This is a genomic window from Microbacterium sp. 01T413_2, assembly GCF_056398985.1.
The window spans coordinates 165,164-179,338 of record NZ_JBFTQL010000001.1; the positions used below are offsets into that span (position 1 = coordinate 165,164).

14 protein-coding genes are annotated in these 14,175 nt (G+C 69.1%); 11 read left to right on the forward strand and 3 right to left on the reverse strand.

Translation table 11 applies throughout. From position 1 onward, the window contains the following. Positions 1-852, reverse strand: a complete 852-nt coding sequence (gene pdxY / locus AC1DMN_RS00810; protein ID WP_477229330.1) for a pyridoxal kinase PdxY — start codon at positions 850-852, stop codon at positions 1-3. Positions 853-942: 90 nt separating this feature from the next. Between pdxY and pdxS the strand changes: the two genes are divergently transcribed. The 11 genes from pdxS to AC1DMN_RS00865 all read left to right on the forward strand — a co-directional run bounded on the left by pdxS (position 943) and on the right by AC1DMN_RS00865 (position 11,835). After that, positions 943-1,845 carry a pyridoxal 5'-phosphate synthase lyase subunit PdxS gene (gene pdxS, locus AC1DMN_RS00815; protein WP_400965798.1) on the forward strand — a complete coding sequence of 301 codons (903 nt, stop codon included), beginning with the start codon at positions 943-945 and terminating at the stop codon, positions 1,843-1,845. Next, positions 1,839-2,450, forward strand: coding sequence for a pyridoxal 5'-phosphate synthase glutaminase subunit PdxT (gene pdxT, locus AC1DMN_RS00820; RefSeq protein WP_440732432.1), 612 nt, complete (start codon positions 1,839-1,841; stop codon positions 2,448-2,450). Before pdxS ends, pdxT begins: the two co-directional genes overlap by 7 nt. Positions 2,451-2,554: 104 nt before the next feature. Further along, positions 2,555-3,313, forward strand: coding sequence for a YebC/PmpR family DNA-binding transcriptional regulator (locus AC1DMN_RS00825; RefSeq protein WP_440731808.1), 759 nt, complete (start codon positions 2,555-2,557; stop codon positions 3,311-3,313). Positions 3,314-3,332: 19 nt separating this feature from the next. Then, positions 3,333-3,962, forward strand: coding sequence for a GrpB family protein (locus AC1DMN_RS00830; RefSeq protein WP_441975948.1), 630 nt, complete (start codon positions 3,333-3,335; stop codon positions 3,960-3,962). Then, positions 3,959-4,549: a crossover junction endodeoxyribonuclease RuvC gene (ruvC, locus tag AC1DMN_RS00835; RefSeq protein WP_441975947.1), complete on the forward strand. Its 591-nt coding sequence runs from the start codon at positions 3,959-3,961 to the stop codon at positions 4,547-4,549. The genes AC1DMN_RS00830 and ruvC overlap by 4 nt, the downstream gene beginning before the upstream one ends. 9 nt (positions 4,550-4,558) lie before the next feature. After that, entirely contained in the window at positions 4,559-5,176 is a 618-nt protein-coding gene (gene ruvA, locus AC1DMN_RS00840) for a Holliday junction branch migration protein RuvA (protein ID WP_440731805.1), read from the forward strand. Continuing rightward, positions 5,169-6,197 (forward strand): Holliday junction branch migration DNA helicase RuvB, encoded by a 1,029-nt coding sequence (gene ruvB, locus AC1DMN_RS00845; protein ID WP_477229070.1) that lies wholly within the window; start codon positions 5,169-5,171, stop codon positions 6,195-6,197. Before ruvA ends, ruvB begins: the two co-directional genes overlap by 8 nt. Positions 6,198-6,272: 75 nt before the next feature. Continuing rightward, complete coding sequence (locus AC1DMN_RS00850; protein ID WP_477229071.1) at positions 6,273-6,722, forward strand: preprotein translocase subunit YajC; 450 nt, start codon at positions 6,273-6,275, stop codon at positions 6,720-6,722. Between the two features lie 69 nt (positions 6,723-6,791). Beyond that, a complete protein-coding gene (gene secD, locus AC1DMN_RS00855) occupies positions 6,792-8,519 on the forward strand; it encodes a protein translocase subunit SecD (RefSeq protein ID WP_440731802.1) in 1,728 nt (575 codons plus the stop codon). After that, the gene (secF, locus tag AC1DMN_RS00860; RefSeq protein ID WP_441975943.1) at positions 8,519-9,520 is read left to right on the forward strand and encodes a protein translocase subunit SecF; all 1,002 of its coding nucleotides are present in this window, start codon (positions 8,519-8,521) and stop codon (positions 9,518-9,520) included. The genes secD and secF overlap by 1 nt, the downstream gene beginning before the upstream one ends. Before the next feature lie 56 nt (positions 9,521-9,576). Beyond that, a complete protein-coding gene (locus AC1DMN_RS00865) occupies positions 9,577-11,835 on the forward strand; it encodes a RelA/SpoT family protein (protein WP_440731800.1) in 2,259 nt (752 codons plus the stop codon). A gap of 36 nt (positions 11,836-11,871) precedes the next feature. Here AC1DMN_RS00865 and AC1DMN_RS00870 read toward each other — a convergent pair whose 3' ends face one another. After that, positions 11,872-12,435, reverse strand: coding sequence for a type IV toxin-antitoxin system AbiEi family antitoxin (locus AC1DMN_RS00870; RefSeq protein ID WP_477229072.1), 564 nt, complete (start codon positions 12,433-12,435; stop codon positions 11,872-11,874). Between the two features lie 91 nt (positions 12,436-12,526). After that, complete coding sequence (locus tag AC1DMN_RS00875; RefSeq protein WP_477229073.1) at positions 12,527-14,143, reverse strand: DUF349 domain-containing protein; 1,617 nt, start codon at positions 14,141-14,143, stop codon at positions 12,527-12,529. Positions 14,144-14,175: the final 32 nt, after the last annotated feature.

The following is a 14,175-nucleotide window of genomic DNA, read 5'->3' on the forward strand; positions in this document are numbered from 1 at the left end:
TCAGCGCACCCGGCGGGCTTCGAACTGGAGCGGCGGGTTCGCGTAGAACTCCTGAGCCGGCACGAGCTGCAGCTCGCGCTCGTCCGACTCGAGCGTGAGGCGGAGCAGCTCGTACACGCTCGACACGGTGCGCTCGAGCGCGAGCTTCGCATCGCCGGTCTCGACATAGTGCGCGGTGAACAGCGCCGCGGTCACATCGCCGGATCCGTTCGCCTTCATCGGCAGGTGCGGAGTCGCGACCAGCCATGCGCCCTTGTCGTCCACGGCGAGCATCTCGATGGTGCCCTCTGCCCGATCGGGTCGGGCGACGCTCGTCACGAGAACGGTCTTCGGCCCCATGGCGCGCGCCTTGTCGACCGAGGCCAGGGTCGATTCGAGCGTGTCGGGCTCGGTCTCGGTCAGGAAACCCAGCTCGAACTGGTTCGGGGTGATGATGTCGGCCACGGGCACGACCTTGTCGCGCAGCAGCACGGGGATCGCAGGCGCGACGAAGCACCCCGACGCGGCGTTGCCCATGACCGGGTCGCACGCGTACACCGCCTGCGGGTTGGCGGCCTTGACCCGCGCCACGGCATCGATGATGACGTCGCCGATGCCCTCGCCGCCCTGGTAGCCGCTGAGCACCGCGTCGACCTCGCCGAGCACGCCGCGCTCCTCGATGCCGGTGATGACCTCGCGCACGTCGTCGGGGGCGATCAGCGGTCCGCGCCAGGCGCCGTAGCCGGTGTGGTTGGAGAAGTTCACGGTGTAGACGGGGAGCACCTCGACCCCGATCCGCTGCAGCGGGAACACGGCCGCGGAGTTGCCGACATGGCCGTACGCGACGGCGGACTGGATCGAGAGCACCTTCAGCATCCTCCGATCCTCTCATCCGGACGGAGCGGATCCGGTCACCGGCTCCTGTGTGTCAGGGTTCGTGACAGACAGCGTATTATCTGTCCTATGACAGAACTTGCACCCGAATCGACCACCGGCACCGGTCGCGTCAAGCGCGGCCTTGCGGAGATGCTCAAGGGCGGCGTCATCATGGACGTCGTCACCCCCGAGCAGGCGAAGATCGCGGAGGACGCCGGAGCCGTCGCCGTCATGGCGCTCGAGCGCGTGCCGGCCGACATCCGCGCCCAGGGCGGCGTGTCGCGTATGAGCGACCCGGACATGATCGACGGCATCATCTCCGCCGTCTCGATCCCCGTCATGGCCAAGGCGCGCATCGGGCACTTCGTGGAGGCGCAGGTGCTGCAGGAGCTCGGTGTCGACTACATCGACGAGTCCGAGGTGCTTTCTCCCGCGGACTACGTGAACCACATCGACAAGTGGGGCTTCACCGTGCCCTTCGTCTGCGGCGCGACCAACCTCGGCGAGGCGCTGCGCCGGATCACCGAAGGCGCGGCGATGATCCGCTCCAAGGGCGAGGCGGGCACCGGAGACGTCTCCGAGGCGATGAAGCACATCCGCACGATCCGCGGTGAGATCGCGCGCCTCACCACGCTCTCCAAGGATGAGCTGTACGTGGCGGCCAAGGAGCTGCAGGCCCCGTACGAGCTCGTCGCCGAGGTCGCCGAGAAGGGCGCCCTGCCCGTCGTCATGTTCGTGGCCGGGGGAGTGGCCACTCCCGCTGACGCCGCCATGATGATGCAGCTCGGCGCCGACGGCGTGTTCGTCGGATCCGGCATCTTCAAGTCCGGCGACCCGGCCGCTCGTGCCGCCGCGATCGTCAAGGCGACCGCCGCCTACGACGACCCCGCCGTGATCGCCCAGGTCTCGCGCGGACTCGGCGAGGCCATGGTCGGCATCAACGTGTCCGACCTGCCCGCACCGCACCGTCTCGCGGAGCGCGGCTGGTGACGACCGCCGTGCGGATCGGCGTGCTCGCGCTGCAGGGAGATGTGCGCGAGCATGCCGCGATCCTCACCTCGCTCGGGGCGGAGGCGGTTCGCGTCCGCCGCCCCGAGCAGCTGGACGGGCTCGACGGCCTGGTGATCCCGGGCGGTGAGTCGAGCGTGATCGACAAGCTGTCCCGGATCTTCGGCCTGCGCGAGCCGCTGCGGGCGCTCATCGCCGAGGGACTGCCGGTCTACGGCACCTGCGCAGGGCTGATCCTGCTCGCGGATGAGATCGAGGGCGCGATCGACGGCCAGCTGACCTTCGGCGGTCTCGACGTCACGGTCGCGCGCAACGCCTTCGGCGGTCAGGTCGAGTCCTTCGAGACCGAGCTGGAGATCGAAGGCATCGAAGGGCCGGTGGATGCCACGTTCATCCGGGCGCCGCTCATCACGCGGGTCGGGCCGAAGGCGACGGCGATCGCGGCGCTGCCCGACGGCGGAGTGGTGGCAGTGCAGCAGGGCAACCTGCTGGGCACGAGCTTCCACCCCGAGATGAACGGCGAGGCGCGGCTGCACGCGCGGTTCCTGGAGCTGGTCGCGGCCCGACGGGCTGCTGTCGCAGCGTAGTCTCGCGGCTCTGCGCCCCGCCGTCGGTGCTTCCGACGCGGATCTTCTAGAATGGACGATGCCCTGGCGGGACGAACCGCGGGGCTGATTCGAGCGGGAGAGATATGTCCGGGCATTCCAAGTGGGCCACCACCAAGCACAAGAAGGCCGTCATCGACTCGCGCCGTGCGAAGTCCTGGGCCAAGCTCATCAAGAACATCGAGGTCGCCGCGAAGCTCGGCGGCGCTGATCTCGCGGGCAACCCGACGCTGTTCGACGCCGTGCTCAAGGCGAAGAAGACCTCCGTCCCGAAGGACAACATCGACCGCGCCATCAAGCGCGGCGCCGGCATCGGCGGCGAGTCGGTCGAGTACTCCTCGATCACGTACGAAGGCTATGGCGCGAACGGCGTCGCTCTCATGATCGAATGTCTGACCGACAACAAGAACCGGGCCGCCGCCGAGGTGCGCACAGCGCTCAGCCGCAACGGCGGCACGCTTGCCGATCCCGGATCCGTCGCCTACAACTTCACCCGCAAGGGCGTCATCGTCGTCGACGGCGAGAACACCACCGAGGACGACGTCATGATGGCGGCGCTCGAGGCAGGGGCCGAGGAGATCGAGCCGCACGCGCAGGGCTTCGAGATCATCACCGAGGCATCCGACCTGGTCGCGGTGCGCACCGCGCTGCAGGAAGCGGGCATCGAGTACGAATCGGCGGACGTCGAGTTCGTGCCGAACCTCAAGGTCGAGATCGACGCCGAGGCGGCGCGCAAGATCTTCCGCCTCATCGACGCGCTCGAGGACAGCGACGACGTGCAGAACGTCTACGCGAACTTCGACCTCACGGCCGAGGTGCAGGCCGAGCTCGAGAACGACGAGTAAGCCCGAGGGAACCCTTTCGATGGCCGCGCCGCAGATCGTCCCCTACGATCCGGCGTGGCCATCTCTCGCTTCCGGCTGGAGCGCCCGGATACGCGATGCCTTCACTCGGGCCGGGATCGACATGACAGACCTCGCGCACATCGGCTCGACCGCGGTGCCGGGGCTCGCGGCGAAGCCGTTTCTGGATCTCCAGGCCGTTCTGCCCGCGGTCCCGGACGAGGGCGCGGCGACCGCCGCACTCGCCTCTCTCGGCATCCAAAGGGCGCGAGGCTCCCGGCCTGACTCGCCCGGCGTCGATGCCGACATCCCTCGACCCGGATCCGACCCGCGCCGCCACGAGAAGCTGCTCTACTTCCGGGACCTGGACGACGGCGGTTCTCTGCGCGGACTCATCCTGCACATCCGTCGCGCGGACTCGCCGTTCGCCGACTTCGTGGTCTCGTTCCGCGACTGGCTGCGCGCGGATCCCGAGGGACGGGCGGAGTATGAACGGCTGAAGCGATCCCTCGCCGCGGTTCACGCGGGCGCCGACGATTACGACGACTACACCCGCGCGAAGAGCGCCTTCATGGATCGCGCGCAGGCGGCGATGGGCTGGCCGCGCGCCTCGGCGCCGACCGACTGCGCTGCGCCTAGCCTGGAGGCATGACGGGCGTACGGCGGGTTCTGGGCATCGACCCCGGCCTCACGCGCTGCGGTGTGGGCGTCGTGGACGTCGATGCGAGGCGCCGCGGCACTCTCGTGCACGTGGGCGTGATCCGCACGCCCGTGGATGCGCCGATCGGCGAGCGCCTTGCCGCTGTCGCTGCGGGGATCCGTGCGGTGATCGCCGAACACGGTCCCGACGCGGTCGCGGTGGAACGCGTCTTCGCCCAGCAGAACAGCCACACCGTGATGGGCACCGCGCAGGCCAGCGGCGTGGCACTGCTGATCGCCGCCGAGCACGGGCTGCCGGCGGCCACGCACACCCCGAGCGAGGTGAAGGCGGCCGTCACCGGGTACGGCTCCGCCGACAAGAAGCAGGTGCAGGCGATGATCGCCCGGATCCTGAGGCTCGACGCACCCCCGCAGCCGGCCGACGCCGCCGACGCCCTCGCGATCGCGCTCTGCCATGCCTGGCGCGGTGCGGGACTCGGCGGGGGAGCGGATCCGGGATCCGACGCCCTGACCCCGGCGCAGAAGGCCTGGGCCGACGCGGAGCGTGTCGCTCGAACATACATACGAGCACGTGCGTAGACTGCTTTCATGATCTCTTCCCTGCGCGGCATCGTGCTGTCCGCGAGCACGGATTCCGTCGTCGTCGAGGTCGGGGGAGTCGGCTTCTGGGTCGCCGTGCCCGGCGACGTCGCGCACACCGCCAGGGTCGGGCACGAACTCCGACTGCACACGTCGCTCATCGTCCGGGAGGACGCGCTGTCGCTGTACGGCTTCGCAGACCAGGCCGAGCTCGAGGTGTTCGGTCATCTTCTGTCGGTGACGGGCGTGGGACCGAAGTCCGCGCTCGGGGTGCTCTCGCACCTCTCCGTGGACCAGATCGCGAGCGCGGTCGCCGCTGACGACGACGCGCCCTTCCGCCGGGTCTCCGGCATCGGCCCGAAGACCGCCAAGCTCATCGTGGTGCAGCTCACCGGCAAGCTCCATGCGCCGGTCGCCGCATCCGCCGCCGCGTCCGTCCCCGACGAGATCGGAACGCAGCTGATCGCCGCCCTGATCGGACTGGGATGGTCGGAGCGCATCGCCGCGGACGCCGCGGAACGCAGCGCCGCCGAGGCCAGCGAGACCGAGCGCGGATCCGTCGCGCTGCTTCTCCGGCGCACGCTCGCCACCCTCGGTCCTGCCCAGGGCGGAAGTGCTCGTGGCTGAGTTCCACGACTCCGGCGACGTCGTCGACGAGGCCGAGCTCGCCGTCGAGGGAGCGTTGCGGCCGGCGAGCCTGAGCGAGTTCGTCGGCCAGCACAAGGTGCGCGGACAGATGACTCTGCTTCTCGAGGCCGCGAGGATCCAGGATCGCCCGGCTGATCACATCCTGCTCTCCGGCCCCCCGGGACTCGGCAAGACCACGTTGGCGATGATCGTGGCGCATGAGAGCGGGCGCCCGCTGCGCATGTCCAGCGGGCCGGCGATCCAGCATGCGGGTGACCTCGCCGCGCTGCTGTCGAGCCTGACGCCCGGCGAGGTGCTGTTCATCGACGAGATCCATCGGATGGCACGGTCCGCCGAGGAGATGCTGTACCTCGCGATGGAGGACTTCCGGATCGACATCATGGTCGGCAAGGGTGCCGGGGCGACGAGCATCCCGCTCGATCTCGCCCCGTTCACGCTCGTCGGCGCCACCACGCGTTCGGGTCTGCTGCCGAACCCGCTGCGCGACCGCTTCGGCTTCACGGCCCACCTGGAGTACTACGAGGCGGAGGAGCTCGAACGGGTCGTGGAGCGCTCCTCGATCGTCCTCGGCGTGGAGGTGCCCCCGATCGCGCGTGCCGAGATCGGACGGCGCTCCCGGGGCACTCCCCGCATCGCGAACCGACTGCTCCGGCGCGTGCGGGACTACGCCCTCGTGCACGGTGGCGGATCCTCGGCCTCCGTCGATGACGTGCGGGCGGCGCTGGAGCTCTACGACGTGGACCGGATCGGCCTCGATCGCCTGGACCGCGCCGTGCTGGATGCGATCGTGCGCCGCTTCCGCGGGGGACCCGTAGGGCTCAGCACACTCGCCGTCTCGGTCGGAGAGGAGGCGGACACCATCGAGAGCGTCGTGGAGCCGTATCTGGTCCGGATCGGATTCCTCGGCCGCACTCCCCGCGGGCGCATCGCCATGCCGGAGGCGTACGCCCATCTCGGCATCGCGCACCCCGAGGGGTCCGCGTTGTTCGATGACCTATAATCGCTGGAGACTTTCACCTTCCCCACCCCTTCCGCGCCCCACCGCCGGCGCGCGCCTCGAAAGGCTCCTCCTCGCATGAATCTCGCGACGTTCTTCTCGCAGTACGGCCTGTTCTTCGTCCTGGCCATCCTGCTCGTCTTCATGGTCCTCTCGACCCGCAAGCGCAACAAGCGAATGAAGGAGGAGCAGGAGAAGAAGGCCACGCAGACCGTCCCCGGAGCCAAGGTGCTGCTGCAGGGCGGCCTCTACGGCACGATCGTCGAGTTCGACCCGGAGAACCTGGACCGTCCCGCGAAGGTCGAGATCGCGCCCGGCGTGGTCATCGAGGTGCACTCGCAGGCGATCCTGCGGGTCGTGGACGAGGAGCAGAACGCTCCGGTCGCCGATGAGGCGCACACGCCGCTCGACGAGCAGACGACTCTCGACGCGCAGACCCCGCTGGACGAGCGCGCCAAGGACATCCGCATCGAGTCGGCCGAGGAGACCAAGGCGCGCCTGGAGCGCGACGCCGACGACAAGATCTGACGCGGTCCGCGCGCGCCGCTCGACCGTCCCTCCGGACAGACCGTCCCCCTCAGAAAGCGAAGAACCTTCGTGGCATCGTCTTCTCCCGTCAAGCACGCCTGGCGGGTTCTGCTCGGCCTGCTCATCGCCATCGGCGTGCTCTTCGGCCTGAACGCCCTGGGCGTGTACGGCTTCGGCAAGAGCTCCTGGTCGCCGCAACTCGCACTGGACCTGCAGGGTGGCACGCAGATCATCCTCAGCGCGCAGACGGCGGACGGCAAGGATCCCAACGCCGAGCAGCTCGATCAGGCGGCGCAGATCATCCGCCAGCGCGTGGACGCCTCGGGTGTCGGCGAGTCGGACATCACCACGGAGGGCGGCCGCAACATCGTCGTCCAGATCGCCGGCAAGGCGGACGAGGCGACGCGCAACCGCATTCAGGCCAGCGCGAAGATGGAGTTGCGTGCCGTGCTGGCGGCCACGGCGCCGTCCACGTCCTTCGTCGGCGACGACGGCAAGTCGACGCCGTATCCGACCCCCGCGCCGGATCTCGCCTCCACGCCGTCGCCGTCACCGACCGACGGCAGCGACATGTCGTGGGTGACGCCGAAGCTGCAGGCCGAGTTCCTCGCATACGACTGCAAGACCAAGCGCGATGCGGCGAAGCAGCCCACCGACCAGCCGCTGATCGCCTGCGATAGCAGCGGCCAGGCCAAGTACCTGCTCGGTCCGGTGGAACTGGACGGCACGTCGATCAAGGACGCCGTCGCCGGCCTGAACCAGCAGAATGCCCAGTGGGAGGTCAACCTCACCTTCGACGGCAAGGGCACCGACGCGTTCGGCAAGGTCAGCCAGCGCCTCTACGCGTTCACGCAGCAGAACCAGACGCCGCGCAATCAGTTCGCGTTCGTGCTGGACGGATCCGTCATCTCCGCGCCGTCCATGAACGGCGTGATCCTCGACGGGCGTCCTTCGATCAGCGGCTCGTTCACCCAGGAGACGGCGAAGAGCCTCGCCGACCAGCTCAAGTTCGGTGCGCTGCCGCTGAGCTTCACGGTGCAGAGCTCCGACACCATCTCCGCGACGCTCGGATCCCAGCAGCTGCAGATCGGCCTCATCGCGGGCCTGATCGGTCTCGGCCTCGTCGCGATCTACTCGCTGCTCAGCTACCGGGCCCTCGGTTTCGTGATCATCGCGTCGATCGCCGTGATGGCCGTCATCACCTACGTGCTGATCTGCATCCTGGGCTGGCGGATGGGCTTCCGCCTCTCGCTCGCCGGCGTCGCCGGTCTGATCGTCTCGATCGGATTCACGGCCGACTCCTTCATCGTCTACTTCGAACGAATAAGGGATGAGCTGCGCGACGGCAAGTCCATCACCGGTGCGGTGGAGGACGGCTGGAGTCGCGCCAAGCGCACGATCTACATCTCGAAGTCGATCAACATCCTCGCCGCCGTGGTGCTGTACATCCTCGCCGACGCAACGGTGAAGGGCTTCGCGTTCACGCTGGGTCTGACCACCCTCATCGACGTGCTGATCTTCGTGGTGTTCACGCACCCGATGATGCAGATCCTCGCTCGCACGCGCTTCTTCGGCAACGGCCACCCGCTCTCGGGCATGGACCCGGAGGCGCTCGGCGCCGTCTACCGCGGACGCACCGAGTACCGCGCCGTCGCCACCGGCTCTCAGGGCAAGGCGGCTCGCGCCGGCCGCTCCCGTGGCGAGGCGGAGCGTCGTCAGACCATCGCCGAACGAAAGCGCGCGGAGGCTCTTGCCGAAGCGTCCCAGGGCGCGAGCCGGAACGGGGAGAACGACTGATGCGCTCCATGAACGAGTTCGGAAACGACCTCTACTCCGGCAAGACCTCGTTCCCGTTCGTCGGGAAGCGGCGGCTCTGGTTCATCATCGCGATCCTGCTCGTCGTGGGTTCCGCGCTGGTGCCGCTGTTCCGTCCGGTGCAGTTCTCGATCGAGTTCACCGGTGGATCCCAGTTCACGGTCGAAGCCCCCGCGAACCGCAACCAGGACATCGCGACGACCGCGGTGCGCTCGGTGCTGCCGAATGTCACCACGAAGGTGACCACCGTCAACAACCGCGACATCCGGGTGCAGACCGCCCAGCTCAAGAGCGAGCAGGAGAGCCACGACGTGGCGGCCGCCCTCGCGAAGGCGTACGGCGTCGCCGAGGACAAGGTGAACACCTCGTTCATCGGCCCGAGCTGGGGCGAAGGCGTGACACGCCAGTCGCTCTGGGGCCTTGCGATCTTCCTCGCGCTGACGTTCCTGATCCTCGCGATCTACTTCCGCACCTGGAAGATGTCGGCGGCGTCCATCCTCGGTCTGCTCGACGTGCTGATCATCACGGTCGGGGTGTACGCGCTGGCCGGGTTCGAGATCTCCCCGGCGGCCGTGATCGGCTTCCTCACGATCCTCGCCTACTCGCTGTACGACACCACGGTCGTGTTCGACAAGATCCGCGAGAACACGACCGAGGAGGGCGCCAAGTCCTCCCGCACGTTCGGCGAGGCCGTGAACCTCGCCGTGAACCAGACGCTCGTCAGATCGATCAACACGGCCGTCATCGCGGCATTGCCGGTCGGCGCGATCCTGTTCATCGGGGCGTTCTGGCTCGGCGCGCAGACCCTCACCGACATCTCGCTGTCGATCTTCGTCGGCATCATCGTCGCCGCCTACTCGACGCTGTTCGTCGCGGCGCCGTTGTACTCGCTGTTCCGGGAGAACGAGCCGGCGATCCGTGAGCACGACAAGCGCGTGCTCGCGGCGCGGGAGCGCGCCACGGCCACCGCGGTGGAGGTCTGAGCCTCGATGCGTCCGGCCGTCCCCGGCGCTTGTAGGATGATCTGCCTGGAGGTCGGATGAGCGAGGTCGGCACGACGCCTGGGGCGTCGGCGCAGGGGTCGAGTCTGCGCAGGCTCGTCCCGCGCATCTTCTCGCGCGCGCCCCGGATCAACGACCTCGACAACCTCATCCGCACGGTGCGGCAGAACCACCCGCGCGGCGATCTCGCGATCATCGAGCGCGCGTACGCGGTCGCGGCGGAGAAGCACCAGGGGCAGAAGCGACAAAGTGGCGAGCCGTACATCACGCACCCGCTCGCGGTGGCGCAGATCCTCGCGGATCTCGGGCTCGGCCCGCGAGCGATCGCGGCGGCGCTGCTGCACGACACCGTCGAGGACACCGGCTACGCGCTCACCGAGCTGACCGCGACCTTCGGCGACGAGGTCGCCATGCTGGTCGACGGCGTCACCAAGCTCGACAAGGTGAAGTACGGCGACAGCGCGCAGGCCGAGACGGTCCGCAAGATGATCGTCGCGATGTCGAAGGACATCCGGGTGCTCATCATCAAGCTCGCTGACCGCCTGCACAACGCCCGCACTTGGGGTTTCGTGCCGCCGGAGAAGGCGGCGAAGAAGGCCACCGAGACCCTCGAGATCTATGCCCCGCTCGCGCATCGGCTCGGAATCCAGGCGATCAAGTCCGAGCTCGAGGACCTGTCCTTCGCGGTGCTGCATCCGAAGATCTACGCCGAGATCGACAGCCTCATCAAACAGCGCACGCCGCAGCGCGAGAAGTACATCCACGAAGTGGTCGACGCGGTCGAGAGCGACCTGCGTGACCTGCGAGTGCGCGGGAAGGTCGCCGGGCGGCCCAAGCAGCTCTACTCGGTGTACCAGAAGATGGTCGTGCGGGGCCGCGAGTTCGACGACATCTACGACCTGATCGGCATCAGGGTCCTGGTCGGCACGGTGCGCGACTGCTACGCGGTGCTGGGCGCGATCCACGCCCGATGGACCCCGCTGCCCGGCCGGTTCAAGGACTACATCGCCACCCCGAAGTTCAACCTGTACCAGTCGCTGCACACCACGGTGATCGGCCCCGGCGGCCGCACGGTGGAGATCCAGATCCGCACGCACGAGATGCATCAGCAGGCCGAGTTCGGCGTGGCCGCGCACTGGATGTACAAGGAGCGGATGAACGGCACGGGCAAGGGCACCGCCGACGCGGACATGACCTGGCTCGCGCACATCTCGGACTGGCAGGCCGAGACCGCCGACCCCAGCGAGTTCCTCGACTCGCTGCGCTTCGAGATCGGCGCGAAGGAGGTCTACGTCTTCACGCCGAAGGGCCGCGTGATCGGGCTTCCCTCCGGTGCGACGCCAGTGGACTTCGCCTACGCGGTGCACACCGAGATCGGCCACCGCACGATGGGCGCCAAGGTCAACGGCCGGCTCGTGCCGCTGGAGACCGCGCTGAACAGCGGTGACGTGGTCGAGGTGTTCACCTCGAAGAACCCCGACGCCGGACCCAGCCAGGACTGGCTGACGTTCGTGAAGAGCACGCGCGCGCGCAACAAGATCCGCGGCTGGTTCACGAAGGAGCGCCGCGAGGAGGCGATCGAGCAGGGCAAGGAGGCCATCGCCCGTGCGATGCGCCGGCAGAACCTGCCCCTGCAGCGGCTGATGAGCCAGGAGTCGTTCACCGAGGTCGCGCACCAGCTGCGCTATGAGGACGTCTCGGCGCTGTACGCCGCGGTCGGTGAGGGGCACGTGTCCACCCAGTCCGTGCTGGAGAAGGTCACCGCGCTCATCTCCACGACCGAGGACACCTCGACCGGCGCGATCGACATCCCCGCCCAGGGACGCAGCCGCATTCCGCGCGAGGGCGACTCCGGGGTGCTGGTGCGCGGCGCGGCCGACATCCTGGTGAAGCTCGCAAAGTGCTGCACCCCGGTGCCGGGGGACGAGATCGTCGGTTTCGTCACGCGGGGGAGCGGCGTGTCCGTGCACCGCTCCGACTGCGTGAACGTCAAGGCACTGTCGGTCGAGAAGGACCGGATGGTGGACGTCGAATGGGCGCCGACCACGCGCAGCGTGTTCCTGGTGCAGATCCAGGTGGAGGCGCTGGACCGTTCCGGTCTGCTGTCCGACGTCACCAGGGTGCTCAGCGAGCACCACGTGAACATCCTCTCCGCCACCGTTCAGACGACCAACGATCGCCTGGCGCTCAGCCGCTTCGTCTTCGAGATGGGCGACACGGTGCACCTCGACCGCGTGCTCAACGCGGTGCGCCGGATCGACGCCGTCTACGACGTCTACCGCGTCACCTCGTCCTGAGCGAGGTCTTCGCGCCCCGAGGCCCGGTCGTCTCGCTCAGCAGGACGGCGGTTCTGCTCCGTAAGCGGAGAGGAACCGTGCGACGCGGTGATAGCCGGGGCCGTGGTGCAGCCGTGCCAGGCGGACAGCGGTGCGGGCGACGAGCGACGGATCCGCGAGAACCAGCAGTCGGGCCCAGTCATGCCGCTCCGGCACCGTCACGGGCCAGCGCAGCAGGTCGATGAGTGTGCGCTCCGGGGTCGTCACCGCGTGGCCGCCGAGGTGCTGCACGTCCGAAGGGTCCAGCACCGGATCATGCACGATGATCCGTCGCGTCGTGGGGGCGCGCAGCCGGCGGCCGGTCGCGCTCTGCAACTCGTGCGGATCCGGTGGGGAATCCCCGGCGCCATGGATCCACGCTGCGGTCATGCCGGCGAACGCGGCACCGTGCAGCCCCGCGACGAGGGAGGCCAGTGAAGCGGCCCGGAGAGCGGCCGTCTCGACGAGGTCCGCCGGAGCGTATGCCTCGCCGAGCTCGACCACATCCCCATCCAGGCGCGCTGCCGCGAGTTCGGGCAGGGAGAGCCGATCTCCGGGGAGGTGCAGGAACGCGCCGCGCATGCCTCCAGTGTGCGGTACACGACACAGGGCGGGGATCCGGAGAACCCCGCCCTGTGGACAACTCCCGCGAATGCGGGGTGCGTGTCGTCGTTCAGCCCCCGAGAGCGTTCAGCCAGGCGCGTCGGGCCTCGAGAGCCTCGGTCGCCTCCTTGAGCGCCTTGGCGTTGCCGGACTGCTCCGCGGCGTCGCGCTCGGCCTCGAGCTTGGCGATGGCCTGCTGGAGCTGATCGCTCATCGCGCCGGCGCGGGCCTTCGTCTCGGGGTTGTTGCGCTTCCAATCGACGTCCTCACGCGACTTCAACTCCTGCTCGATGACGCGGAGGCGATCGTCCAGGGCACGCTCCTTCTCGCGCGGGAAGATCCGTCCGACCTCATCCCACTGGCGCTGGATGCGGGTCAGCATGGCTCGCGCCTTGGCGAGGTTCGGCTCGTCAGCGACGGCCTTGGCCTCTTCGAGCAGCGCGGTGCGCGCCTCGATACGGGGAGCGGACTCCGCCTCGGTCGCTGCCGCCTGCTCGGCGCGCGCTGAGTAGAGCGCGTCACCGGCGGCCTTGAACCGGGCCCACAGCGCGTCGTCGGCCTTGCGCCCCGCACGACCGGCGGCCTTCCACTCGTCGAGAAGACTGCGGTAGGCGGGAATCCCGTCCACGCCCTTGGGCGCCAGGGCCTCGGCGCGCTCGACCAGGCGCGACTTGCGGTCGCGCGCGGTCTTGTGGGTCTCGTCGAGCTCGGCGTAGAAGGCACGGCGCTGACGGTCAACCGTCGCGCGAGCATCGCGGAATCGCTTCCAGAGCTGATTCGCCGCACCCTTCGGGAGGCGCGGGCCGTTCTGCTGGTGGCTCTGCCACGCGTCGAACAGCGCGCCCATCTCCTCGGTGACCTTCTTCCACTGGACGGAGGAGAGGTCCTGCGCGGCGATCGCCTCGGAACGCTCCACGAGAGCGGTGCGCTCGGCGATGGCCGCGTCGACGGCGGCCTTGGTCTCGGCCGCCTCTGCCGCAGAGGCGTCGGCGAGGGATCCGGTCAGCGCGTCGAGGCGGGCACGGAGGTTCGCGAGGTCGCCGACCGCAGCCGCGTCGGTGACCTCGGTGACGAGGTGCTGCGCCTGCTTGGCGAGATCTGTGGCGCCGGATCCGCCGGCCTGCACCCGCTGCTCCAGGGTGTTCACCTTGAAGGCGAGATCCTCGAACTTGCGCACGAAGTAGGCGAGCGCCTCGGCCGGGGTGCCGTCGGGGTACTGCCCGACCTCGCGCCACTCGTCGCCTTCGCGAACGGACACCGTCCCGTCCTCGGTGACGCGACCCCATTCGGCCGCGTCGCTGGTGCTCACCGGTGCCGGGACGACGGGCGCCACCGGCACGGCGGGGCGGATCGCCGAGGCGGGGGGCCGGGGCATGGCCGGAGGCCGGGGCATCGCCGGCGGACGCGGAGCCGGGACCGAGGGGCGCGCTTCGACGGCAGGGGCCGGAGCGGAAGCTGCCTCACCGGTCTGCTCGGCAGGCGCGGACTCCTCGACAGGCCTGGCGTCCTCGACCGGTGCAGCAGTTTCGGCGTCGGCGCTCTCGACGGGTGCCGCGGCGACCTCGGGCGATTCCGCGGTCGGGGCCTCGGCTGCGTCGGCGACGGGCGTCGTGGCGTTCTCGGCGTCGGGCTGCGAGGTCTGCTCGGCGGCCGTCGGGTTTTCGGGGGTGTGCTCTTCGGTGGACACGGTGAACTCCTTGCGCGGCATGCCGCGGGAGG